The sequence below is a fragment of the Pseudomonas sp. MWU12-3103b genome, from assembly GCF_023100615.1.
In the GTDB taxonomy this organism is placed as follows: domain Bacteria; phylum Pseudomonadota; class Gammaproteobacteria; order Pseudomonadales; family Pseudomonadaceae; genus Aquipseudomonas; species Aquipseudomonas putida_A.
On the sequence record NZ_JALMEY010000007.1, the window covers coordinates 106,144 to 131,922 of the forward strand.

16 protein-coding genes are annotated in these 25,779 nt (G+C 60.5%); 10 read left to right on the top strand and 6 right to left on the bottom strand.

All coding sequences use genetic code 11. The features are described from left to right. Positions 1 to 271: 271 nt before the first annotated feature. A complete protein-coding gene (locus M0808_RS13245) occupies positions 272 to 646 on the top strand; it encodes a DUF6124 family protein (RefSeq protein ID WP_247841390.1) in 375 nt (124 codons plus the stop codon). Between the two features lie 147 nt (positions 647 to 793). On the opposite strand, the gene M0808_RS13250 is transcribed toward M0808_RS13245, so the two are convergent. From M0808_RS13250 to M0808_RS13260, 3 genes are all read right to left on the bottom strand, one after another. Continuing rightward, positions 794 to 1,153 carry a PilZ domain-containing protein gene (locus M0808_RS13250; protein ID WP_095137007.1) on the bottom strand — a complete coding sequence of 120 codons (360 nt, stop codon included), beginning with the start codon at positions 1,151 to 1,153 and terminating at the stop codon, positions 794 to 796. A 228-nt stretch (positions 1,154 to 1,381) separates the two neighbouring features. Continuing rightward, positions 1,382 to 1,768 (bottom strand): hypothetical protein, encoded by a 387-nt coding sequence (locus tag M0808_RS13255; RefSeq protein ID WP_095137006.1) that lies wholly within the window; start codon positions 1,766 to 1,768, stop codon positions 1,382 to 1,384. Between the two features lie 76 nt (positions 1,769 to 1,844). Then, positions 1,845 to 2,195, bottom strand: a complete 351-nt coding sequence (locus M0808_RS13260) for a hypothetical protein (RefSeq protein WP_135296436.1) — start codon at positions 2,193 to 2,195, stop codon at positions 1,845 to 1,847. Between the two features lie 234 nt (positions 2,196 to 2,429). On the opposite strand from M0808_RS13260, the gene pyk reads away from it, so the two are divergent. Both pyk and M0808_RS13270 read left to right on the top strand, forming a co-directional pair. Beyond that, entirely contained in the window at positions 2,430 to 3,881 is a 1,452-nt protein-coding gene (gene pyk, locus M0808_RS13265; RefSeq protein ID WP_003227610.1) for a pyruvate kinase, read from the top strand. Positions 3,882 to 4,108: 227 nt separating this feature from the next. Further along, entirely contained in the window at positions 4,109 to 5,389 is a 1,281-nt protein-coding gene (locus M0808_RS13270) for a hypothetical protein (protein ID WP_247841392.1), read from the top strand. 255 nt (positions 5,390 to 5,644) lie between these two features. On the opposite strand, the gene M0808_RS13275 is transcribed toward M0808_RS13270, so the two are convergent. The 3 genes from M0808_RS13275 to M0808_RS13285 all read right to left on the bottom strand — a co-directional run bounded on the left by M0808_RS13275 (position 5,645) and on the right by M0808_RS13285 (position 8,611). Next, positions 5,645 to 6,394 carry an enoyl-CoA hydratase-related protein gene (locus M0808_RS13275; protein ID WP_247841393.1) on the bottom strand — a complete coding sequence of 250 codons (750 nt, stop codon included), beginning with the start codon at positions 6,392 to 6,394 and terminating at the stop codon, positions 5,645 to 5,647. Positions 6,395 to 6,576: 182 nt separating this feature from the next. Further along, the gene (locus M0808_RS13280; protein ID WP_247841395.1) at positions 6,577 to 7,512 is read right to left on the bottom strand and encodes an iron-sulfur-binding ferredoxin reductase; all 936 of its coding nucleotides are present in this window, start codon (positions 7,510 to 7,512) and stop codon (positions 6,577 to 6,579) included. Further along, positions 7,505 to 8,611 carry a GGDEF domain-containing protein gene (locus tag M0808_RS13285; RefSeq protein WP_027612505.1) on the bottom strand — a complete coding sequence of 369 codons (1,107 nt, stop codon included), beginning with the start codon at positions 8,609 to 8,611 and terminating at the stop codon, positions 7,505 to 7,507. Before M0808_RS13285 ends, M0808_RS13280 begins: the two co-directional genes overlap by 8 nt. 521 nt (positions 8,612 to 9,132) lie before the next feature. Between M0808_RS13285 and M0808_RS13290 the strand changes: the two genes are divergently transcribed. The 7 genes from M0808_RS13290 to M0808_RS13320 all read left to right on the top strand — a co-directional run bounded on the left by M0808_RS13290 (position 9,133) and on the right by M0808_RS13320 (position 25,671). Further along, complete coding sequence (locus M0808_RS13290; RefSeq protein WP_139054303.1) at positions 9,133 to 10,656, top strand: fumarate hydratase; 1,524 nt, start codon at positions 9,133 to 9,135, stop codon at positions 10,654 to 10,656. A gap of 190 nt (positions 10,657 to 10,846) precedes the next feature. Continuing rightward, positions 10,847 to 15,382 carry a SpvB/TcaC N-terminal domain-containing protein gene (locus M0808_RS13295; protein WP_247841397.1) on the top strand — a complete coding sequence of 1,512 codons (4,536 nt, stop codon included), beginning with the start codon at positions 10,847 to 10,849 and terminating at the stop codon, positions 15,380 to 15,382. Then, complete coding sequence (locus M0808_RS13300; RefSeq protein WP_247841399.1) at positions 15,382 to 18,159, top strand: RHS repeat-associated core domain-containing protein; 2,778 nt, start codon at positions 15,382 to 15,384, stop codon at positions 18,157 to 18,159. Before M0808_RS13295 ends, M0808_RS13300 begins: the two co-directional genes overlap by 1 nt. 26 nt (positions 18,160 to 18,185) lie before the next feature. Then, a complete protein-coding gene (locus M0808_RS13305) occupies positions 18,186 to 20,855 on the top strand; it encodes an RHS repeat-associated core domain-containing protein (RefSeq protein ID WP_247841401.1) in 2,670 nt (889 codons plus the stop codon). A gap of 83 nt (positions 20,856 to 20,938) precedes the next feature. Continuing rightward, positions 20,939 to 22,699 carry an ATP-binding protein gene (locus M0808_RS13310; protein ID WP_098965309.1) on the top strand — a complete coding sequence of 587 codons (1,761 nt, stop codon included), beginning with the start codon at positions 20,939 to 20,941 and terminating at the stop codon, positions 22,697 to 22,699. Further along, positions 22,699 to 24,030 carry a sigma-54 dependent transcriptional regulator gene (locus M0808_RS13315; protein ID WP_247841403.1) on the top strand — a complete coding sequence of 444 codons (1,332 nt, stop codon included), beginning with the start codon at positions 22,699 to 22,701 and terminating at the stop codon, positions 24,028 to 24,030. Before M0808_RS13310 ends, M0808_RS13315 begins: the two co-directional genes overlap by 1 nt. Positions 24,031 to 24,351: 321 nt before the next feature. Continuing rightward, positions 24,352 to 25,671: an MFS transporter gene (locus M0808_RS13320; RefSeq protein ID WP_098965312.1), complete on the top strand. Its 1,320-nt coding sequence runs from the start codon at positions 24,352 to 24,354 to the stop codon at positions 25,669 to 25,671. Positions 25,672 to 25,779 lie beyond the last annotated feature (108 nt).

The window sequence follows — 25,779 nt, forward strand, 5'->3', positions numbered from 1 at the left end:
CGGCTTGTGCGCTTTGCCGATGCTCCGTAACGTGGTCCGTGCCGCTGCCAATCAGTGGTCGGGTTTAGTCGTCCGGGGGTTTCACCAATGTGCATAAGCGTCATCAAGTCGGGTATTCCCTATCCCCGCACTCGATGGTGGCTGTTCGCAGGGCGCCTTCGGGCGCGCCGGTTTTTGGTGATGGTTTCCCCCGGTCGACTAACCTGCGTTCAGCCGCCACCCTCTCGTTTAGTCGCGAGATCGTGCTGGCATCACTTAAGGGAAAATCACCATGTTCAAACCAACTCCGAATCCACCCGAAACAAATCCTGCCGATACCTCGCCCTACGAATCCCCTGATTCAAAAAAGCTCCACGAAGCCGCCGAGCGCGCCCTCGATCACTACCTCAAATCCGAAGCGCCCTCGCGCAATTCCGTGGATCGTGGCATGCAGATGTTCCGGGTCGCGCCCGACATCAACCCCGAAGCGATCGCCATCCAGACCTACGAAACCTTTTCGTCGGTGAGCATTCTGCTGCTGGATCTGGCGGACAGCCTGGAAGACAAACCACGGCATCTGGCGATGGCGATTTATCAGTTGAGCGAGATGGGGTTATTGCTGGCGGAGAAGACGCTGGACAGTGAGCGGGCGATTGCTATGGGTTAGCCTTTGGAGAAGCGTTGTCCGGGCTGATGCCTTCGCGGGCAAACCCGCTCCCACAGGGATTTGTGGTGTGCACAAATGCTTTGATCAACCCCGGACACTGTGGGAGCGGGCTTGCCCGCGATAGCAATTATGCGAGCGTCGCCGAAGTCAGGCAGAGGCCGGCAATGGCTGGAAGCTGAAGTACTGACGCAGCGCCTCGACCAGTTGCGCATATTCCGGGGGCGGACGCTGCAGGCTGAACCCGGCGTCGTAATGCAGGGGCGTCGCGTCTTCGTGGCACCACAGGCAGCACGCCGTGAGGTCGATGACCTGCTGGCAGCCGTCGCTGAATGGCAGTTTGAGACGCAGACTGAAATCGACGCCGATCATCATCGGCAACTGGCTGATGAGCATCAGCCCGTCCTCGGACACGTTGCCCAGAAAACCGATGGGTTTGTCGGTGACGCTGTTGTACACCCGCAGGAAGTACGGCAACTGGTGCCGTTCAATTCGACGATCGGTAAACATGCGCAGTACGCCATGCAAGGCTCCATCACAGAGCCGCACCTTTGCTTCGGAACGTGCCTGCCCTGCAGACGCGCTCTCCCCGCTTCCGGTGTGACGGTCGCCAATACGCCATCACCTCAACCTCTACCAGTCGCAGGTGTTGCCCCGGCCCAAAATCAGGCTCTGAACCGGATCACTGGACTATAGCTCAGCTTGTACAGTCGGCCAGCGTTTGTATGACAACCAGCATCAGAAACGTTGCGGACTTGGTACTGCCGCTGCGCTGCGAGTCGGGTAATGTCCCAGGCTCTGCAGGGTTTCCAGGCGGGCGCGCGCACGGAAGGCGTATTCGCTGTTGGGGTACGAGGCGATGATGAACTGGTAGGTCTGCGCCGCGTCGATGTACATTTTTTGCCGTTCCAGGCACTGGCCGCGCATCATCGACACTTCCGGCCACACATACGGACGGGCCCGGCTGGCGCGTTCGACCTTGGACAGTTCGAGCATCACCTGCTCGCAATTGCCCCGGTCGTAGGCGCTGTAGGCGTTGTTCAAATGATGGTTCATCGACCAACGGGTGCAGCCCGTGACGGCGAGGACGCTGAGGGCAAGGGCGGCAATGGGCAACAATCGCATGGGGAGGTTCTCCTGTCTTGAGGTCTGTATCGACCTTGCGCGAAAAATCTTCAATGCCGCCCTCGACAGCGTGGTATCAGTGCGGGGCGTCCTCGGGAGAGTTGGCATCGCCCTTCGGTGCAGATGGGGTTGACTCCAGATGGATGGTCACTACCGGTGACCTTGGCGAAACCGTGCCGTCCGGGCTTCTTTCAACGACATAAAAACCGAATTTGCTCAGATCCAGGAACGTATTCCATCTCCCGTTGCTACTGATCAATTGGCCAAACAGGGGATTCAAGGGATCCCTGGTGCTGTAGGCGATCGAGAAATTTCCGGGTGTTCCTGTTCCCTCCACTCGAAAACGGACACCTGGCTTGTCGCCATCTTTTGGGCTTTCAATCACTGGCGGTTCCAGCGCCTGGTGTGTTTCTTTTTCAGCTGTCATGTCGTAAGCCTCGCAGCCCCGCCACCATTGGCGGGATTCAATCTGTATATCGATCGAAAAACCGCGTGCCACCTGTAAGAAATACCAGTACCGACCAGCGGTAGCGGTTGCCGGTCACAGTCGTTGAAAAAAAACCTCGTTCAATAAAGAAAACAATAAGTAGTGCAAACGAACAATGACTACACCCCAAGAGCATAGTAGCCTCTGCTAGCGCTTGAACTCAGGAGTCTTTGCATGTCCGTCCGTCGTACCAAAATCGTCGCTACCCTTGGCCCGGCCAGTAACTCGCCGGAAGTTCTCGAACAGCTGATTCTGGCTGGTCTGGACGTTGCCCGTCTGAACTTCTCCCACGGCACCCCCGACGAGCACAAGGCTCGCGCGAAGCTGGTGCGTGACCTGGCGGCCAAGCACGGCCGTTTCGTCGCCCTGCTGGGTGACCTGCAAGGCCCGAAAATCCGTATCGCCAAATTCGCCAACAAGCGCATTGAGCTGAAGATCGGTGACAAGTTCACCTTTTCCACCAGCCATCCGCTGACCGAAGGCAACCAGCAAGTGGTCGGCATCGACTACCCGGATCTGGTGAAAGACTGCGGCGTGGGCGACGAGCTGCTGCTCGACGACGGCCGCGTAGTGATGCGCGTCGAAACCGCCACTGCTACCGAGCTGCACTGCGTGGTGACCATCGGCGGCCCGCTGTCCGACCACAAAGGCATCAACCGTCGCGGTGGCGGCCTGACCGCACCAGCCCTGACCGAAAAAGACAAGGCCGACATCAAGCTCGCCGCCGAAATGGAAGTCGACTACCTCGCGGTGTCCTTCCCGCGTGACGCGGCTGACATGAACTACGCCCGTCAACTGCGCGACGAAGCCGGCGGCACTGCCTGGCTGGTGGCGAAAATCGAACGCGCCGAAGCCGTGGCCGACGACGAAACCCTCGACGGTCTGATCAAGGCTTCCGACGCAGTGATGGTTGCCCGTGGCGACCTCGGTGTGGAAATCGGCGACGCCGAGCTGGTGGGCATTCAGAAGAAGATCATTCTGCACGCACGCCGCCACAACAAGGCGGTGATCGTAGCGACCCAGATGATGGAGTCGATGATCCAGAACCCGATGCCGACCCGCGCCGAAGTGTCCGACGTGGCCAACGCCGTGCTCGACTACACCGACGCCGTGATGCTCTCGGCCGAATCCGCTGCCGGTCTGTACCCGCTGGAAGCCGTGCAGGCGATGGCGCGCATCTGCGTCGGCGCTGAAAAGCATCCGACCAGCAAGACGTCCAGCCACCGCATCGGCAAGGAATTCGAGCGCTGCGACGAAAGCATCGCCCTGGCGACCATGTACACCGCCAACCACTTCCCGGGCGTGAAAGCGATCATCGCCCTGACCGAAAGCGGTTACACCCCGCTGATCATGTCGCGCATCCGCTCCTCGGTGCCGATCTACGCGTTCACCCCGCACCGCGAAGCCCAGGCTCGCGCAGCGATGTTCCGTGGCGTGTACACCGTGCCGTTCGACCCGGCCTCGCTGGCCCCGAACGAAGTCAGCCAGAAAGCGATCGACGAACTGGTCAAGCGCGGCGTCGTGGAAAAAGGCGACTGGGTCATCCTGACCAAGGGCGACAGCTACCACACCACCGGTGGCACCAACGGCATGAAGATCCTGCACGTTGGCGACCCGCAGGTCTGAGTGATTCGTTGAAAACCAAAAGCCCCGGCATGCGAATGCCGGGGCTTTTTTATGACCCGTTAACACCTGTCGGGCGAATCTACAACTGTCAGACCTGACAGTTGTGCCACTGACGCTGGAAGCTTTTAATCGAAACTCGTCCGATCATTAATCTTCAGAGTTTTACGCCTTTCTATCGTGCAATGAACTGACGACCTGTTTTTCCGCAATTGCACGAGGTCGAAAAAATGATTAGTCAAAAAACTTACGGCGGGATGCTCGATACCGATTTCGGCGACAAAGGAATTGTGACGATAGTCAACGGAAATCCGGACTACGGAACTATCCATATCCAAAAACTGATGGTAAAGGATTCCTGGATTTATTTCGGCGGGCGTTCCGCCAGAGGCGATTCCGTCTACATCACCATGGGCCGCCTGGATCTAAAGGGCAATCCTGATCCGAAGTATGGCGAGAACGGTTTAGTCAAATACCTTCTTCCCGGACTTGGTGCTCTTTCCTCATTTGCTTTGCAAACTGATGGCAGGATTATTGTTCACGCCGATAATGTTTCGAGCACTTCCAACTTTTCCTATTTTTACCGACTGGAAGAAGATGGATCACTGGATAAAACGTTTGGGGAAGATGGCCTGTTTTGTCTGGAATTATTGAAGGACCGCGACTCGCCTTCCACGGAACAAAGTCAACTTCTGGAAAACTCTGCCGCTGGTCAGACGGATATGGTGATCTTGAGTGATGGCAAGATCCTCACGTTTCATCGCAACGGATGGATCATACGCCTGACGCCCGAGGGAAAACCAGACAAAACATTCTCCGCTAAAGGTTATATCTATATCAAAAACCCCCATAACCCAACGAGTCTATTGCGGAGCTTGCTGGTTGACGACAAGCAAGAGAAATATGTGGTTGGAGGCTTGACGCTCGCCGCATCAAGTCACCATGCCATGCTTGCCTGCTTTCATAAGAATGGCGAGCCCGATGAATCGTTTGGCCGGATGAAAAATGGCTTCGTGGTGTTCGATGTGCGTGCATCGGAATTCAATCAACTTGTGCGACAGAACAACGGACGGATTCTCGGGGTTGGTACAGCGGGCGCATTTCCAGATATTCAAGCGTTGTTGATCAGCTCCGAGCCCAATGGTGAACCGAACATTCAATTCAATCAGGGTCAACCATTGCTGACGTCCCTGGGCAAGGAAACACAATGGGAGGCCAGCGCCTTTCAAGAGAACGGCCGATCGGTCGTTGTGGGGTCGGCAGGCACTTTCAAACCCATGACTCACCAGCTTGTCGTAGCCCGCTTTAACAGCAACGGGACACCAGATACCAGCTTTGGCAATGGACAGGGTTATGTCAAACAGACGCTGCCATCCTTTGGAAAAGGAAGGTATATGGCGAGAGTTGCCCTGCAACCCGATGATGAAAAAATCCTCGTGAGCGCCATCCCGCTCGTCCCGAAAGACGAGGAACCTGGAAATCCGGTGATCTTGCGGTACTTGCCTAACTGAAGTGCAGTCCTCGCTGATAGCAGTTTAGGCAAACGTCCTATTGCACGGGAGTTAAAGTCTTGCCTCATCAAAGCCCCGGCATGTGAGTGCCGGGGCTTTTTGCATTCTGAGCCAAAAGATGTGATGCCCGCCCTGCCCTCATCGCTGACAAGCCAGCTCCCACAAGACTCGGCGGCGATCACGGATTTTGCATCCACCACAAAAACTGTGGGAGCTGGCTTGCCAGCGATGAGGCCGTCCAGATCAGCGAAGATCTCAGTGCCGCTTGATAAACCCGGTCAACGCCGCCAATGCCTCCGGTGAGCGCAAGCGCTGGGTGAACAGTGCGCCCTCCTCCTCGATCACCTTACGGATCAATTCGCGATCCGGCGCTCGCATCAATTGCTTGCTGATACGCACCGCTTCGGCCGGTAGCTCGTCGAAACGCAACGCCATCTCCCGCGCCTTGCTCAGTGCTGCTTCGCCGCTGCCCAGCGCCTCGGTGGCAATGCCCCACTGCGCCGCCTGCTCACCGCTGAATCCTTCACCGAGCAGCAACAGCTCCGCTGCTTTCGCGTGTCCAAGCAAACGCGGCAGGATCAGACTGGAGCCGAATTCCGGACACAGCCCCAGATTGACGAACGGCATGCGCAACCGCGCGTCGCGGCTGACGTAGACCAGATCGCAATGCAGCAACAACGTGGTGCCGATGCCCACCGCCGCGCCGGCTACGGCGGCGATCACCGGTTTGCGGCACTCGAGCAGGTTGAGCATGAAATGGAACACCGGGCTGTCGAGGTCGCTCGGCGGTTGCTGGATGAAGTCGGCGATGTCGTTGCCGGCGGTGAAACACTCGGCGCTGCCGGTGATCAGCACGGCGTTGATGTCAGGATCGTTGTCGGCCTGCTTCAGGGCTTCGGCGAGGCGACTGTACATCGCGCGGGTCAGGGCGTTTTTCTTGTCCGGGCGATTGAGGCGCAGGGTGAGCAGACCGCGTTCGCGTTCGAGCAGGATGGCTTCGGTCATCAGCTTTACTCAACATTTAAAAGGGCTGACAGAGTTCTTTTGTGGTGAGGCTGGATTGCTGTGGTGAGGGGATTTATCCCCGATTGAGTGCGCAGCACTCACAAAATCCTGGGGCCGCTACGCAGCCCATCGGGGATAAATCCCCTCACCACAGGAGTTCACCTTCACACGAGATTCAGCGCTTAACTGCGGGACAGAAACACATCGGCCAGCAGTTGATTGCGCGGCAGTCCGGCCAGGTACAGACGCTTGGCAAACGCATCGACGCTGGCAGTCGAGCCGCAGACTAAGGCCAGGGTTTGCCGGGAAACAAGGCGCAGTTGCGCCAAAGCGGCGGCTGACTCGGCCGCCGTCCACAGCTCGATGCTGAGGTTTTCGCGCTGCGCAGCAAGCGCCGCCAGGGGTTTGGCCAGATAGTGCTCGCGTTCGTCATGGGCCAGGTGAATGACGCGGATGGCGCCTTGGTGATCCTGGCGCAAGGCTTCGCGCAGCACGCCGAACAACGGGCCCAGCCCGGTTCCGGCCGCCAGCAGCCACAGCGGGCGCGAGTGCCAGTCCGGATCGTAATGCAGCGCGCCGCCACGCAGTTCGCCGAGGCGGATCGGGTCGCCGATCTGCAGGCGCCGCGCCGCATCGCTGAATTCGCCGGGCTGGCGGCAGTCGAGGTGGAACTCGAGAAAGCGGTCTTCTTGCGGCAGGCTCGCCAGCGAATACGGCCGGGCGATATGGTTGATCCACAGCACCAGATGCTGCCCGGCGCTGTAGCGCAGCGGTCGCTGCGAGGTCAGGCGCAAACGCAGGACGTTATCGCTGAGCCAGTCCAGCGCCTCGACCACCGCCGGGCGCCCGTCGGTGACGGGGTCGAAGGTGTGTACCTGCAAATCTTCCGTGACCTGACACTGACAAGCCAGCCGCCAGCCTTGCTGGCGCTGTTCGGCGCTCAAGGCATCCGGGCGACTGTCGGCGGGCAGGCCGCTCACGCACTGCACCAGACAGGCATGGCAACTGCCGGCGCGGCAGCTGTAAGGCACCGCGACGCCGTACTGATTCAGCGCGTCGAGCAAATTGCTGCCCGCCGCCACCGGCCATTGCCGGTCACCGACGCGAAGTTCAGGCATCCACATTCTCCCATGCCGCTGCACAACGATTGCGCCCGTCGCGCTTGGCCCGGTACAGCGCCTGATCGGCACGCTGCAAGGCATCGTCAAGATCATCGCCCAGCTCCAGCAAGGTCATGCCTGCCGACAGGCTCAGGCTGCGCACATTCAGGCCCACCAGTTCGACGTCGGTGAAGGCGATGCGCAGACGTTCACAACAGGCCGTCAGGCGTTCGGCATCGCAGTCGGGCAGCAACACTACGAATTCCTCGCCACCGTAACGCGCCAGCACGTCGCCGTCACGCAAACAGGCACCCGCCACGCCGGCGAATGCCTGCAATACCTGATCGCCGGCGGCATGGCCGTGCAGATCGTTGATGCGTTTGAAGTGATCGAGGTCGATCAGCGCCAGACCATGCACCACGCCCGGTTCCATCTCCGCCAGTTCCCGTGAGGCCAGGCGCAGAAAATGCCGGCGATTGAACAGTCCGGTCAGTTCATCGGTGGCCACCAGATCTTCGAGTTGGCGCATCATCCCGCGCAGGGTGTCCTGATGCGCCTGCAAGGCAAACCGGCGCTGGCGCATGCGTTGCCGTGAAACCTGGACGAAGCGTGCATAAATCACCAGCCACGCCAGCACCATCGCCAGAATGCACACCTGCAACGCCGCCAGTGCCGGATCCGGCAGACGGAAGTGGTAGCCATCCCAGAGGGTGATCGCACAGAAACTGAAGAACACCAGCAGCGCGCAACGAATGAACGCGCGCCGGGTTAAATGAAACAGGCCGAACAGCAGGATCAGCACGTAGAACACCAGAAACGCGCCGCGTGCTTCATCCAGATGGGCGATCAGCCAGGTCTGCCAGCCGAGCCCGAGCAGCACTTGCGCTTCGGTCAGGCTGGGGTCGGCAAAGCGCTGGTTGCGCCCGGACCAGAACAGCGTAAACAACGTGGCCTGGCAGATGACCACCAGCGCGCTGCCGATGGCCACGCTGTTCAATGATTGCGGGTAATGCCCGGTGAAAAACGCCAGCCACAGCAGCAGCAAAGCCAATCCATAGGTGGCTGCGGCGAGGGCAAAGCGCTTGAGCAAAAGACGTTGAATGGCGTTATGGGTCAATCGTTGACTCACCGTGCGATAGGAGGCTGACCGAGTGTCCTACTCTACAGACCGGATGCCACTTTAGAGGGGCGGTCGATAAATGACCACCGATTTTCGGGCTCGAAAATTGACGTCAAAAGTGTGGCCTCAAAAGCCCCTCACCCTAGCCCTCTCCCCGAGGGAGAGGGAACTGACCGCATTGTTTATTTGAGATACGCCGACCTGATACATCATGCAGAACTCAGGTTTTGAATTCGCCACAAATCGGCTCCCTTCCCCCCTCGCCCCCTTGGGGGAGAGGGCTGGGGTGAGGGGGTGGGTATTGAAGTGCAAACCCGATGTTCGATATTCGCCCAACCATGCGACCAACGAATGACTGCCGACACGTGTATGCCCCGAAGAGGCGCGGTATACTGCCGCGCCTTTTTAGCGTCGCGCCAGCAGCCCCGGCGTGCCTTGAAAGGTGCTTGCGACCGACCGATGCACCCAAGCCGCAGGCACCTTATTGAATGTTCCCGTCTTTTAGAGGAGCGCGACTCATGACCGTGATCAAGCAAGACGACCTGATTCAGAGCGTTGCCGACGCCCTGCAGTTCATTTCCTATTACCACCCCGTGGATTTCATCCAGGCGATGCACGAAGCCTACCTGCGCGAAGAATCGCCAGCGGCCCGTGACTCGATCGCGCAGATCCTGATCAACTCGCGCATGTGCGCCACCGGCCACCGGCCGATCTGCCAGGACACCGGCATCGTCACCGTGTTCGTGCGTGTGGGCATGGACGTACGTTGGGATGGCGCGACCATGGGCCTGGACGACATGATCAACGAAGGCGTGCGCCGCGCCTACAACCTGCCGGAAAACGTCCTGCGTGCCTCGATCCTCGCCGACCCGGCGGGCGCTCGCAAAAACACCAAGGACAACACCCCGGCGGTCATCCACTACTCCATCGTCCCGGGCAACACCGTGGAAGTGGACGTGGCAGCCAAGGGCGGCGGTTCCGAGAACAAGTCGAAAATGGCCATGCTCAACCCGTCCGACTCGATCGTTGACTGGGTGCTGAAAACCGTTCCGACCATGGGCGCCGGCTGGTGCCCACCGGGCATGCTGGGCATCGGCATCGGCGGCACCGCCGAGAAAGCCGCGGTCATGGCCAAGGAAGTGTTGATGGAGTCCATCGACATTCACGAACTGAAAGCCCGTGGCCCGCAGAACCGCATCGAAGAGATCCGTCTGGAGCTGTTCGAGAAGGTCAACCAACTGGGCATCGGCGCCCAGGGCCTCGGTGGCCTGACCACCGTGCTCGACGTGAAGATCATGGATTACCCGACCCACGCCGCCTCGCTGCCGGTGTGCATGATCCCGAACTGCGCCGCCACCCGTCACGCGCACTTCGTGCTCGACGGTTCTGGCCCGGCATCGCTGGAAGCGCCATCGCTGGACGCCTACCCGGAAATCGTCTGGGAAGCCGGCCCGTCGGCTCGTCGCGTCAACCTCGACACCCTGACCCCGGAAGAAGTGCAGAGCTGGAAGCCGGGCGAAACCGTCCTGCTCAACGGCAAGATGCTCACCGGTCGCGACGCGGCGCACAAGCGCATGGTCGAGATGCTGAACAAGGGTGAAACCCTGCCGGTGGATCTGAAAGGCCGCTTCATCTACTACGTCGGCCCGGTTGATCCGGTCGGTGACGAAGTGGTTGGCCCGGCTGGCCCGACCACCGCGACGCGGATGGACAAGTTCACCCGCCAGATCCTTGAGCAGACCGGTCTGCTGGGCATGATCGGCAAATCCGAGCGTGGCCCGACCGCGATCGAAGCGATCAAGGACAACAAGGCCGTGTACCTGATGGCCGTGGGCGGCGCCGCTTACCTGGTGGCCCAGGCCATCAAGAAGTCCAAGGTGCTGGCCTTCGCCGAGCTGGGCATGGAAGCGATCTACGAGTTCGAGGTCAAGGACATGCCGGTCACCGTCGCGGTGGACAGCAACGGTGAGTCGGTACACATCACCGGCCCGGCGATCTGGCAACAGAAGATCGCCGAAAGCCTGGCGGTAGAAGTGCAGTAAGCGTTTCGCAGCTGTAAAAAGGCCGGCCCGTCATATGACGGGCCGGCTTTTTTTGTGCCCGCCTGTCCGTGCGGGGCACCCTGCACATTAATGGCTCTTTGGCACCTGTCAGATCTGACAGGTTACGAGATCTCCACTTGTTGGTAGCGTCTGTCCACGCACGTGCTTCGCGTGTGAAATGGATCCGACCATGGCTGATCAAGAGCTGAGCATCATCACCCCGTCCATCGCCAGCAGCGCCTCGATCACCACGATCGGCAAAAGCTGGGGGGCGGTTGGCGCCACTGGCGCGGCTTCATTTGAACTGCCACTGCCCCTGTCCGCCGGACGTGGCTGGGATCCGCAACTGTCGCTGACTTACAGCAGTCAGGCCGGCAACGGGCCGTTTGGCATCGGCTGGAACCTGGGTATTGGACAGATCAGCCGTCGTACCCAAAAAGGCGTGCCGCGGTATAGCGATCTCGATGAAATCATCGGTGATGACGGTGAAGTGTGGCATCCCGAACTGAACAGTGATGGCACACCGAAGTCGCGTCCCGAAGACAGCTGCAACGCAATTTCCGTCGGCGCTCATCACGTGGTGCGCTTCTGGCCCCGGGTAGAGAGAGATTTTACCCTGCGCGAACGCTGGCAGCCCGTCACTGCAGACGGTAAACCTGAGGGGCCGCCCTTCTGGCTGATCCACGGCGCAGACGGCTCCTTTCAGGTATACGGCAAGACCAGCGCCTCGCGCCGCGCCGATCCGGACGATCCACTGCGCGTCGGCAGCTGGCTGCTGTGCGAAAGCATGAACCCGCAGGGCGAGCACATCGGCTTCGACTATCTGGCCGATGATCAGGACCCCGACCCGACTCACGACTACCGCGCCCAGCGCTACTTGCGCGCGATTTTCTATGGCAACGTCACAGCCAGCCAGCATTTGTATAGCTGGACCGCGGAGGATCCGGCCGAACTGGATTGGCATTTCCATCTGCTGTTCGATTACGGCGAGCGCACCCGTTCACTGACAGAGGCCCCGGTGTACGGTGGCGACAGCCTGGCAGTCTGGGATAAACGCCGGGATCCGTTTTCCACCTTCGGTCAGGGTTTCGAACTGGGCACGCGGCGGCTGTGCCGGCAAATCCTGATGTTCCATAACTTCTCGCGGCCTGCCGGTGAGGATCCGCTGCTGGTGCGGCGGCTGCTGCTGGAATACCCGTCGCCCTCTGATCCGTGGACTTACAACCGGATCACCGCCGCCCACTATCAGGCCTTTGATGCCAGCGGCGCGCTGGAGACGACGCCGCCGGTGGAGTTTGATTACTCACCCTTCGAGATCAATAAAACTCCGTCACGGATGTTCGCCGAAGACACCATGCCGGGCCTTGAGGATGGACAGTTTTACCAGTGCGTCGATCTGTACGGCGAAGGTGTACCGGGATTTCTCTGCCGCTACGATCAGTGTTGGTATTACCGCGAACCGCTGCGCGCAACGTCGGGGTCAGACGCCATCACCTACGCTTCCTGGACCGAGCTTGAGCAGATCCCGGTGGCCAGGCACGACGCCGCCCAGCAGTTCTTGCTCGACCTGACCGGTAACGGGCGGCTGGACTGGATCGCGGCCTTACCGGGCAGCAGCGGGTATCGCACGTTGAATGCTGACCGCAGCTGGGCGCCGTTCATCGCGTTTACCGGCATGCCGCTGGAGTTTTTTCACACCCTTGCACAACTGGGCGACCTGGGAGGCAACGGCCTCAACTCGCTGGCAATGATCGGTCCGCGCGCGGTGCGCTTGTATGCCAACCAACGGGAACAGGGTTTTTCCGGCGCCGAAGACGTGCCTCGCAAAGACGATGAGGACAGTTTGCCGCTGTTCGGCAACGCCCCCACAGAACTCGTATTTCTGGGCAACATGCTCGGCAGTGATATGAGCGAGCTGTGCCGGATCCGCTACAACGAAATCAAATGCTGGCCCAATCTGGGGCATGGCAAATTCGGCGAAGGCCGGGTCATTAGTGCCCTGCCCTTCCTGTATGACCAATTCAACGTCGAGCAAGTGCGGATCGCCGACATCGACGGCTCTGGCGCGCCAGCCCTGTTTTATCTGAAAACCGGCGGCTTCGAGATCTACCTCAATCGCGGCGGCAATGGCCTGGAACAGACGCCTGTCCTCGTACCGTGGCCGGAAGGCGTGAACTACGACCGTCTGTGTCAGGTCAGTTTCGCCGACCTGCAAGGCCTGGGTTGTGCCAGCCTGATCCTGACGGTACCGCACATGACCCCCGAGCACTGGCGCTACGACTTTGTCGCGGCCAAGCCTTACTTGCTGACCGCTACCAATAACAACATGGGCTGCGCCACGCAGGTGGTCTATCGCAGCTCTGCACAGGAATGGCTGGATGAAAAGCAGCAGTGGCTTACCGATCATCCCGACGAAACGCCGGTGTGCCATCTACCGTTCGCGCTTCAAGTCGTCGCCCGGCAACGTCAGCTGGATGAAATAACCGGCAATTGCCTGACGCAATCATGCTTCTATCGCGAAGGCGTCTACGACAGCATCGATCGTGAGTTTCGGGGTTTCGGTTACCGGGAACAGACCGACAGCGAACGGGCCACAGGCGATGAAGAACTCGGGTTCACAGCACCGGTGCGCATCTGTACCTGGTACCTGACCGGGCAGGCGATGGATCGGCCAAGACATGGTTACTTCGACGGTGACAGTGAGGCCGTTGACTTGCGACCAACCGTCTTCAGCCGCTATCACGACAGTGATGAATGCGATGAACCGGTCACGCCAGACAACGAAGACGTACGCTATAAAATCGCACGCGCGCTGGTCGGCGCCGTCGCCCGCATCGAAACCTGGACCGGCACTGACGAGCCAGCCAATGCACGGCTCTACGCCGTAGAAGAATTTCGTTACCTGGTGCGTGATGTCCGGCCCGCCAACTTGCGAGAGCCGGCGAGCGTGCTGCTGGTACAGACCCTGGAAAAAATCAGCTATCAGTACGATGGTTTCATTGACGACCCGTTGTGCCGTCATGAAGTCTTGCTCGCCAGCAGCGAATACGGCCACGCCACTCACAGCCTGACCATCAGTTACGCGCGACGGCGCCTGCCCGGCGATCCTCCGCCTTTCAGCGACCCCGACGAACAACAGTGGTGGCGGGACGCGCATGACATGGCGCAGCGGTTTTTTTATCTCAACGAAACGCGCGCGCGCTCGATTGATCTGGACGAGAAGCTCTGTGAATGGCGACTGGGCCTGCCTTGGCAGCAACGCAGCAATGCCCTGGTACTGCCCAAAGGTGATTTGCCATCGGGCCTCAACCCGCAACAGCTGACATGGGAATTACTTAACGAGCATGTAAGCTCGCCCGAGTGGAATGCCCTGCGGGTGCTGACCGGGCAAACCGTGCAGCGCTATATCAATAAAGAGGACGGCAGTCTGCTGCCCGACGGCTCGGCGCAATTCGAAGCACTGAAAGGGCCGCTGGAAATGGCAAGCTTCGACAAGACGGCCCTCGCCGCCTACGACATTCTGCCGCCACCGTTCGATATCCTTCAGGAGCTGGCGAAAATCGGTTACACACTGATGCCGCTACTGTTCGATGACACGGCGGTAAACGCGGACGCAGAAAGCCTCTGGTCCGCGCATTACACCTTCGCGAAGTACGCCGATGCCAAGGGTTTCTTCCGGGTACTTGAATACCGCGAAACCCTGAGCCACGGCTGGACCAAGGCGCGGTACGACGAGTATTGGCTGCTGGTCATCAGCGTCGAACTGCCGGATGGCTGCATCACCCGCTGCGAATACGATTACCACGCCCTGCAACCGGTGCGCATCATCGATGCCAACGAGAATATTCAAGAAGCGCTTTACGAGCCTTCCGGCCAACCCTTGGCGACCAGTTTTCACGGCACCGAAAACGCTGTCGCCGCCGGTTTCCGCCCGCTCAGCGAATACGTGCGCCCGGTAGATCCAAGTCCGGACGCTGCCATTGCCGACCCGCAAGCGGCCGTGCAAAAAGCCGCCAGCACCTTGCGCAAGGATTTGTTCAGCTGGATGGGACAGTTGCCTGCGGTGGTCAACGCAACGCCACAGCTGCTTGAGCAATGGCTGGCCAGCGGCGATGTGTTGCCGAGCCTGCACATCCGCGCCAGCGCGCGACGGCGGCTGGCGCAATTGACGTCGCCGACTCCCGCCGAACAGGCCCTGCGCGAACTCATCAGCACGGTTGCACGCAAACCGGTGCACAGCGTGGCGCTGAGTGCCGACCGTTACCCGAATGATCCGATTGCGGCATTGGTGCAGATCATCATCAGCTACGTGGACGGCTTTGGCCGCGCGTTGCAAACCCTGCAACGGGTCGAGCCAGGAATCGCCTGTGCGGTCGCTGCCGATGGGTCGCTGATCGTCGATCGCGGGCAACTGCGCGAGGAGCACGCCGATCCGCGCTGGCGGGTCAGCGCGCGGGTCGAGTACAACAACAAAGGGCTCGCAGTGCGACAATTCCGGCCGTTTTTTGCCGACACCCATGGCTACGTCAATGATCAATCCCTGCGGCGGTACGGCTACTTCGATCAACTGTTCTATGACCCGCTCGGGCGCCTGGTCAAGCTGATCAACGCCAAGGGCTATTTTTCCCGCGAGACCTATCATCCGTGGTATCAGGCCAGCGAAGACTTCAACGACACCGATGAATCCGCTGTGCCGGAATCGACATCACCATGGACGCTGCACTGATGAGCGCCAACCTCCATCGGCGTACACCGTCGCTCGTCGTGATCGACAGTCGCGGCTTGCCACTGCGTCAGATTGCCTATCTGCGCGTACTGGCCGAAGACCCTGCCGAAGCCTTGGTGACTCGCCAACAGCACGACATTGCCGGGCGTCTGGTGGCGCAGTTCGATCCACGCCTGAGCGCTCCGAGCGTTACCAGCATTCATGATCTCAACGGCCAGCCACTCAAGATCAGCAGCGTCGATGCCGGCTGGCGCCTGAGCCTGCCCGGGCTGGCCGGACAAGCCTTGCAGCGCTGGGACGCGGGCGGCGTGCACTGGAGCAGCCGCTACGATGAGTTGCTGCGCCTGCTGGCGATCAGCAACAGCGTCGACCCGCTCAGCGACACCTTCACCTATGCCGATGCCAATGCCCCGGCCGATCACAACCAGCGCGGCCGATTACTGGAACAGTTCGACCCGTCCGGCAGCCTGCACCTGGACAGCTACAGCCTGGCCGGACAGCCACTGCGCGAAAGCCGCACCTTTGCCGACGCCCGGGTGTTTGTCAGCCAGCGCATTTTCAACCCGTTGGGCGCGATGCTGGAGCAGACCGACGCTGGCGGCCACCGGCAGCAATCGCGCTACGACGTCGCCGGTCAGCTCAAGCAGTTGCAACTGCTGCTGGCCGGCGACCACGACTGGCAGGACGTGTTGCTCGACTCGCACTTCAACGCCGTCGGACAAATCATCGAACAACAGACCGGCAATGGCATTGCCAGCTACTGGGACTACGAACCAACCACTGGGCGCCTGCAGCGGCAATGGGCGCAAAAGGGTGCGCAGCCGCCCCTGCAGGACATCAGCTATGAGTACGATCCGGTCGGCAACCCGACACGCATCCTCGACCACGTGTTCACGCCCAGCCACTTCGCCAACCAGCGGGTCGACGGCGAACGTGCGTTCCGTTACGACTCGCTGTATCGGCTGACCAGCGCCAGCGGTTACGACGACGCGGCCCCCAGCGACCTCCCCGGCCGACCGCAACCGAGCGACCCCAACGACCGGCGCAATTACCTGCAGACCTACCGCTACGATAACGGCGGCAACCTGACGCAACTGTGCCATGTGCGCGACGGTGCCTGTCAGACCCGTCAGATGTGTATCGACCCTGCAAGCAATCGCGGTGTGCGCTGGAAAGAAGGTGATCCCGCACCGGATTTCGATCAGCTATTCGACCGCCACGGCAATCTGATGGCCCTGCAACCGGGACAGGCACTGCGCTGGGACGCCCGCGATCAACTGGCCTCGGTGACGCTGGTTCAACGCGAAAACGGCCTGGATGACGCCGAGTTCTATCACTACAGCCAAGGCGCGCGCGTCTACAAACGCCATGACACCTACAGCGGTTCCAACCGGCATTTCCACGAAGTGCGCTACCTGCCCGGACTGGAGATCCGCAGCAAGGACAACGGTGAGGAGCTGCACGTCATCAGCCTCGCCGCCGGCGCAGGCCATGTCAGTTGCCTGCATTGGCTGAGCGGCAAACCGCCGGGCATCGCCGACAACCAGTTGCGTTACACCCTCGATGATCACCTGGGTTCATGCGTAATGGAACTGGACCAGCAGGCACGCCTGATCAGTCACGAAGGCTATTACCCGTTCGGCGCGACCGCGTGGATGAGCGCCGACTCGGCTGTCGAGGTTGACTACAAGACACTGCGTTATTCAGGCAAGGAAATGGATGTCAGCGGTTTGTATTACTACGGTGCGCGGTATTACGCGCCGTGGTTGCAACGCTGGGTCAGTGCGGATCCGGCGGGAGATGTGGACGGGCTGAACCGGTATGCGTACGTCGGCAACAATCCGCTGCGCTATGTGGATCCTGACGGAAACAACAGAGCGGAAAGTGTGATCATGCTGTATTCAGCATTTCTTTCGAGCGTCCAGGGCCACTCCACGCAGGTTGTGGGGCAAATTCACAACATTCTCCATGAGGAAGGTGTGGCAATGAATCTGGCACTGAACATGGTAGGCGAAGTCGTGAGAGGGGTCGTCGGCTATGAGGGCGGTGCCGCAGGCGGCGATCTGCTTGACCTGGTCATTCCCAATATGCCTGACACCACACCCTACACCACGACCGGAGGGGTGATCGGCGGCAATATTGGCGGCGATTCCGCCACGGCCATGATAGATCCGATAGCCAACAGCGCCGGCATCGGAATGGGTCCACTGATTCCGCAGACCTCGCGGATCTCGGTCAACGCGATTGATCATGGGCTGGGCATCAGAGATGCCGTCAAGGAAATCAGCTCCTGGCGAGACGTGAAGGATGAGCTGATTCATCCAGGCCTTGATGCGGTACTCAACCCCTCCTTCATGATGGGCCGGCTCATGGCTTCGTGGATATCGATCATTCCCGCAGCACTGAATATGTTTGCCCGGGCAATAGAGGCAGAAGACATCAAAAACCGCCTTGATCCGGTAAAGATCCAGAAAATAGACAAAATGCTCGAGGACTGGAAATCGGCGGTAGAACAACGTGCCGGCTGGGCTGAAAATGCATTCGATGCACTGGGCACGGACATTGTGTACCCGGCCGACTCGCTGCCAAATATCAACCATATGACATCGGCAGAGACCCTGGCCCCCATCTCTCGCTCAGACTTGCGCCGGTTGACCAATTTTACTCTTTCCAACATCAAGCGCTCTCAAGACATGATGACGTCGTACAAAGAGATGGGGACTACCGACAATCAGTTCTTGCTGGCGCAGCGCCGAACCCGGAAAAAGGCAGCCTGAATGATCCGCTTCACGGAAGTGCGGGCATGAATCCTTCAGTGCATTGGCGTACTCCTGCTCTGTCGGCTCACGATCCCAGAGGGCTGCCGGTCAGAAACGTGGCTTATCTGCGGGCGGTGGTGGGCGCCGAAGTCGAATGCCAGATCAACCGTCAACGCCACGACTCCAACGGCCGCCTGATCGAACAATGGGACCCGCGCCTCCCCGTGCCCTGCCTGACCACGGCTTACCGTCTGGACGGCGACCCACTGAAAATCGACAGCGTCGATTCCGGCTGGCGCGTAAACCTGCCCGGTCTGGCCGGTGAGGTGTTGCAACGCCACGACCAGCGCGGCAAGCAATGGCGCAATCGCTACGATCCGATGATGCGGTTGATCGCCGTCGATGAAAATGCGCAAGTCGATGTCGAGCGCTACACCTATGCCGACCACAATGCCGACCCCGGGCATAACCTGCGCGGTGAACTGAGCGAAAGCGCCGACCCGGGCGCCACGGTGGTGGTCGACGGCTACAGCCTGCAGGGCAAGGCAGTGAGTGAAACCCGTACGCTGTCGGGCGAGACGGCGGCTTTCATCACTCGTACGGATTTCGACGCGTACGGCAATGTGGTGCAAGTCACCGACGCCGGTGGTCACCGGCAACGCTCGAGCTACGATGTCGCCGGCCAGTTACATAAGGTATCGCTGTGGATAGCCGGGGCTGACGCGGCACAACCGGTGGTCGACGCTGCCACGTACAACGCCTCCGGCCAACTGCTCGAACAACGGGCCGGCAATGGTGTGCGCAGCCGCCGCGTGTACGATCCCGCTGACGGTCGCCTGCTGAATCAGCTGGCCTGCAAGGATCAGGAAAAACCGCTGCAGGACTTGCACTACACCTATGACCCGGTCGGCAATGTCCTGCGTATCGAGGATCGCACCCTGGCCACGGTGTATTTCGCCAATCAGCGCGTCGATGGTGATCGTCATTTTGTCTACGACTCACTGTATCGGCTGAGCGAAAGTCGCGGCTTCGAAGGCCAGATCCCGCAACAGTCGCCAGGTTTGCCGCAACCGATTGAGCCCATCGACCCGGGGCGGCGTTTCAACTACAGCGAGCAATATCACTACGACGCGGGAAATAACCTCGTTGAACTGGTGCATGTGCGCAAGGGCCACAACTTCACGCAACAGATGAAAATCGCCCCTGACAGCAATCGGGGGCTGCGCTGCCAACCCGCTGACCCCGAACCGGTGTTCGGCGACTACTTTGACCGCCACGGCAACCAGCTGAAACTGCAGCAGGGCGGCCTGCCTCTGGCGTGGGACAGTTACGATCAACTGGCCCGCGTCACCCTGCTGCAACACAGCAACGGCCTGCCCGACGACGATGAAATCTATCGCTACAGCCAGGGTCAGCGCGTTTACAAATGCACGCTGAGGCATACGCCGTCGATCACCGATCGCCGCGAGGTACGTTACCTGCCAGGGCTGGAAATCCACAGCCGCAGCGACGGCCAGCAACTGCATGTCATCGTGCTGCCGGGCGCGCGTTGCCTGCATTGGCTCAGCGGTCAACCGGCGGATATCGAGGCCGATCAACTGCGCTTCAGCCTCGACGATCACCTCGGATCCTGCTCGCTGGAACTGGACCGCCACGCTGGCGTGATCAGCCTGGAGCATTATTACGCCTTCGGCGGCACGGCCTGGTGGGCAGCCCGTTCAGCTGTGGAAGCGGATTACAAAACGATCCGTTACTCGGGCAAGGAAATGGATGCCAGCGGTTTGTACTATTACGGCGCGCGATATTACGCGCCATGGCTGCAACGCTGGATCAGCGCCGATCCGGCCCGGGACGTGGACGGACTGAACCTGTACGCTTTTGTCGGCAACAACCCGGCGATTCATGTCGACCGGAGGGGCAACTACAAGGTTATTTTCGATCTGGCCAAACGAGCGATCGGCCTGCTCGACAAAGCCGAAACAGCGGCCGATCAATTACACAACCTGAGTCGCGAGTTCGACGACTTGATCCCCGAAGGCGCAGACATCGAAGACCTGCGCAAAACCATGACGTTCGGCAAATTTCTCAAGTCCCGGCAGGGCATCAAATCGGTTCTTTACGGTGCGGGGAAAGGGCTCGCCATCGGTGGACTTATAGGCACGGCACTACCAGGAGTTGGCAATGCCATCGGCAGTGGTGTGGGGACGCTGGCGGGCATGGTCGTTTTCCCGTTGCTGCGCTATTACTTTTTCAAGAAAGGCTTGAAACTCGCGCAAACGCTGCGCACCCAGGAACTCAAGAATGGCCTGCAAACCCTCGGTGATACCGTCACCCGCGTGGTTGATGGCACCACTGATCTGCTCAATGGCGGCACGGAGGTGCTGGAACGCATCAAAAACATGACCAATACCCTCAACGCATATCACGAGCGGACTCAGGCGCTGTTCCACGACCAGTTGCAGACCCTTGCCGGTGACAAACAACGCGAGGTCATCAAACTCATGAGAAGCGGACTCGACCCGTTCGACGCCATCAGCAAGGTGCTGGAGACGGCCCAAGCGGTCATGGATGACGCCCCCGACATCGGCGCAGACGTGAACAATCGCCTGCAACAACTGCAGAGCAAAGTCACTGAGAATTCAAGGCTTAAACCCATCCCCAAGCCGCGGACGAAATACATCCAGCGGGTCTCTGCCGGCGAAACGTACGTGTGACGTCGAAGGCCGTTCGAACAGTGCGCCGAGCCACTTCGGCGCATGCTATCGTGCCCGCCCGTCCCTCTATCCATTAGCCCAGCATGCTGCCGACTTCCCGTACCCTGCGTTTGTCGTTGTACACCCTGCTGATCATTGCCGGTGCGGCCATCGCCGCGACCCTTGCCATCCGCCACGCCGAACGTCAGGCGCTGGAGGAAGACGCCACTCGCGCCAGCCAGCAATTGGCGCTGTATGCCAACTCGTTGCACACCCTGATCGACCGCTATCGCGCCCTGCCCGCCGTGCTGGCGCTGGACCCGCAATTGCGCAGCGCGCTGGCCGGGCCGGTGGGCGCGGAACAACAGAATGTGCTGAATCTGAAGCTGGAGCAGATCAACGGCGCGGCGCAGTCCTCGACCCTCGAGCTGCTTGATCACAGCGGCCTCGCGGTGGCCGCCAGCAACTGGCGCCTGCCGAGCAGTTACGTCGGCCACAACTACGGTTTTCGTCCGTACTTCAGCCAGACCCGCACTCAGGGCAGCGGGCGCTTTTATGCGGTGGGGGTGACCAGCGGCATCCCCGGCTATTTTCTGTCCAGCGCGGTGCTCGGCGACAATGCCGAGTTCCTTGGCGCGATGGTGGTCAAGCTGGAGTTCCCCGAGCTTGAGCGTGAATGGAGCCAGGGCAGCGACACGCTGCTGGTCAGCGATGCACGCGGGATCATCTTCATCGCCAACCAGCCCGGCTGGCGCTATCGCTCGTTGCGGCCGCTGGACAGCCGCGACATGGACGAGATCAAGCGCACGCGCCAGTACGACAAACAATCGCTGATCCCGCTGACGCATTTGTCGCTGCGTCACTTCGACGACAACAGTGACCTGCGCCGGGTCGAAGGCCCGGACGGAACGGCGGACTACTTGTGGGAATCGCTGCCGCTGGCCACCGAAGGCTGGACCCTGCACCTGTTGCGCCGCCCGCAAGTGGCTTTCGAAGACTTACGCAACGCCGGGCTGGCCGCCGCAGGTGTATGGCTGGCGCTGGTGTTTTTGCTGCTGTTCCTCAATCAGCGCTGGCGCCTGTCGAAAGTCCGTCAGCGCAACCGCGAAGAACTCGAACAACTGGTCGAAGAACGCACCCGCGATCTGCGCACCGCGCAGGACGGTCTGGTGCAATCGGCCAAGCTCGCGGCGCTGGGGCAAATGTCCGCCGCACTGGCCCACGAGATCAATCAACCGCTGACCGCGCAACGCATGCAGTTGGCGACGCTGCGCCTGCTGCTCGAACATGGCCGCGTCGATGATGCGTACAAGGCGCTCAAACCGGTGGACGACATGCTCACGCGCATGGCCTCGCTCACCGGTCACCTGAAAACCTTCGCCCGCAAAAGCCCCAGCGGCCTGCGCGAACGGCTGGATCTGGCGACCGTGGTCGATCAATCGCTGCAACTGCTCGATGCGCGCCTACGCGACGAACAGGTCAGCCTGGTGCTGCACCTGACGCGTCCGGCCTGGGTGCGTGGTGATGCAATACGCCTCGAACAGGTGCTGATCAATCTGCTGCGCAATGCCCTCGATGCAATGCAGGGCAAACCGTGCAAGCGCCTGGAAATTCGCCTGGAGGTGGACGAACAACTGTGGCGCCTGAGCGTGATCGACAATGGCGGCGGGATTGCCGAACAGCACCTGAATCAGGTGTTCGACCCGTTCTTCACCACCAAACCGGTGGGTGACGGACTCGGCCTCGGGCTGGCGGTATCCTTTGCCATCGTGCATGAATCCGGCGGGCGTCTGAGCGTTGAAAATGGCGAAGCCGGCGCGGTGTTCAGCCTGACCCTGCCGATCGATCTGGAGGCACACATCTGATGCTCAACTCAGTGATGGTGGTCGATGACGAGAGCAGCATTCGCAGCGCCGTCGAGCAATGGCTGAGCCTGTCGGGGTTCGCGGTGCAGCTGTTCAGCCGCGCCGAAGATTGCCTCGCCGCGCTGCCGGCGCACTTTCCCGGGGTGATCCTCAGCGATGTGCGCATGCCTGGGCTCAGTGGTCTGCAGTTGCTGGCCGAAGTGCAGCGCCGTGACAGCGATTTGCCGGTGATACTGCTGACCGGTCACGGCGATGTACCGATGGCGGTCGAAGCCATGCGCGACGGCGCCTACGACTTCCTCGAAAAACCGTTCAGCCCGGAAACCCTGCTCGGCAGCCTGCGCCGGGCGCTCGACAAGCGGCGGCTGGTCCTGGAAAACCGTGCCCTGCACGAGCAGGCCGACCACCGCGCCCGCCTCGATGCGACGCTGCTCGGCGTGTCCCGTGGCATGCAGACTTTGCGTCGACAGGTGCTGGATCTGGCGGCGCTACCGGTCAACGTGTTGATCCGCGGTGAAACCGGCAGCGGCAAGGAACTGATCGCCCGCTGCCTGCATGATTTCGGCCCGCGCGCGGACAAGCCTTTCGTGGCGCTGAACTGTGCGGCGATCCCCGAGCAGTTGTTCGAAGCCGAGTTGTTCGGCCATGAAAGTGGCGCGTTCACCGGCGCGTCCGGCAAGCGCATCGGCAAACTGGAATATGCCGATGGCGGCACGTTGTTCCTCGATGAAATCGAAAGCATGCCGCTGGCTCAGCAAGTGAAATTGCTGCGGGTGTTGCAGGAGCAGAAGCTGGAGCGCCTCGGCTCGAACCAGAGCATTCGCGTGGATCTGCGGATCGTCGCCGCGACCAAGCCTGATCTGCTGGATGAGGCCCGGGCCGGACGTTTTCGCGAAGACCTGGCGTATCGCCTGAACGTCGCCGAGCTGCGCCTGCCGCCGCTGCGCGATCGCCGCGAAGACATTCCGCTGCTGTTCGAATCGTTCGCCTTCAGCGCCGCCCAGCGTCTGGGCCGCACGTTCCCGCCGTTGAGCGGGGCGCAATTGAGTCACCTGCTCAGCCACGACTGGCCGGGCAACGTGCGGGAACTGGCGAATGTCGCCGAGCGCCAGGTGCTGGGGCTGGATGAGCCGGTGCAGGGCATCGATCCGGGCCAGTCTCTCGCCGCGCAGCAGGAAGCCTTTGAAGCGCAATGCCTGCGCGCGGCGCTGACCCGGCACAAGGGCGATGTGAAAGCGGTGCTGGAAGAGTTGCAACTGCCGCGCCGGACCTTCAATGAAAAGCTGCAGCGGCATGGGTTGAGCCGGGAGATGTTTGTTCCGGGCAGCTGAGTTTTGCAGTGTCTGATCGGGCCTCTTCGCGAGCAAGCCCGCTCCCACAGGGTTTTGTGCTGAACACAGAATGTGTGAACACCACCGACCACTGTGGGAGCGGGCTTGCCCGCGAAGAGGCCCGCAAAGGCAACATTTATCCATCCGCCTGAATGAGCAATTTTCCGCTCACCACAATCCAGCCATAAGCGGATTTCCGCTCATTTAATTTTTCCGCCCCCTCTAAACCGGCCCTCCCCCCGTTGGCACAGCTCCTGCTATAGCCCAGACAGGCTGCGTTCCAACGCGCTCCACAAAAACAATTAAACGAAGGATCCTTCAATGGATAACTCCAACGCCCTGCCCCTTGGGTCGGCTGCCGCGCCCGCCAAAGAAAGAACCACCGCCAGCCGGATCAAATCGATCTTCAGCGGCTCGGTCGGCAACATGGTCGAGTGGTACGACTGGTACGTCTACGCCGCTTTCTCGCTGTACTTCGCCAAGACCTTCTTCCCCGCCGGTTCCACCACCGCGCAACTGATGAACACCGCCGCGATCTTCGCCGTGGGCTTCCTGATGCGTCCGATCGGTGGCTGGCTGATGGGCCTGTACGCCGACAAGGTCGGTCGCAAGAAAGCCTTGATGGCCTCGGTCTACCTGATGTGCTTCGGCTCCTTGCTGATCGCCCTCAGCCCGAACTACGAAACCATCGGCATCGGCGCGCCGATCCTGCTGGTCTTCGCGCGCTTGCTGCAAGGCCTGTCAGTCGGCGGCGAGTACGGCACCTCGGCCACCTACCTGTCAGAGATGGCGACCAAGGAACGTCGCGGCTTCTTCTCCAGCTTCCAGTACGTGACCCTGATCTCCGGCCAGCTCATCGCGCTGGGCGTGCTGATCGTGCTGCAGAACATGCTGACCACTGAACAGCTGTACGCGTGGGGCTGGCGTATTCCGTTCGCCATCGGCGCACTGTGCGCGATCGTCGCGCTGTACCTGCGTCGCGGCATGGAAGAGACCGAGTCGTTCACCAAGAAAGAGAAGTCCAAGGAAAGCGCGATGCGCACCTTGATGCGCCACCCGAAAGAACTGCTGACCGTGGTCGGCCTGACCATGGGCGGCACGCTGGCGTTCTACACCTACACCACCTACATGCAGAAATACCTGGTGAATACCGTCGGCATGAGCATCTCCGACTCGACCACCATTTCTGCCGCCACGCTGTTCCTGTTCATGTGCCTGCAACCGATCATCGGTGGCCTGTCGGACAAGATCGGGCGGCGTCCGATCCTGATCGCTTTCGGCGTACTCGGGACGATCTTCACCGTGCCGATCCTGATGACCCTGCACACCATCCAGACCTGGTGGGGCGCGTTCTTCCTGATCATGGCGGCACTGATCATCGTCAGCGGCTACACCTCGATCAACGCCGTGGTGAAAGCCGAACTGTTCCCGACCGAAATCCGCGCGCTGGGCGTCGGCCTGCCGTACGCACTGACCGTGTCGATCTTCGGTGGTACCGCCGAATACATCGCGCTGTGGTTCAAGAGCATCGGCATGGAAACCGGTTACTACTGGTACGTGACCGCGTGCATCGCGGTGTCGCTGCTGGTGTACATCACCATGAAAGACACGCAGAAACACTCGCGGATCGTGACTGACTGAGGAATGAGTCAGTTCAGCCATTGTGATGGTGGCTGTTATGGCCTCATCGCGAGCAGGCTCACTCCTACATTGATTGGTGTACGCCGCCCTTTGTAGGAGTGAGCCTGC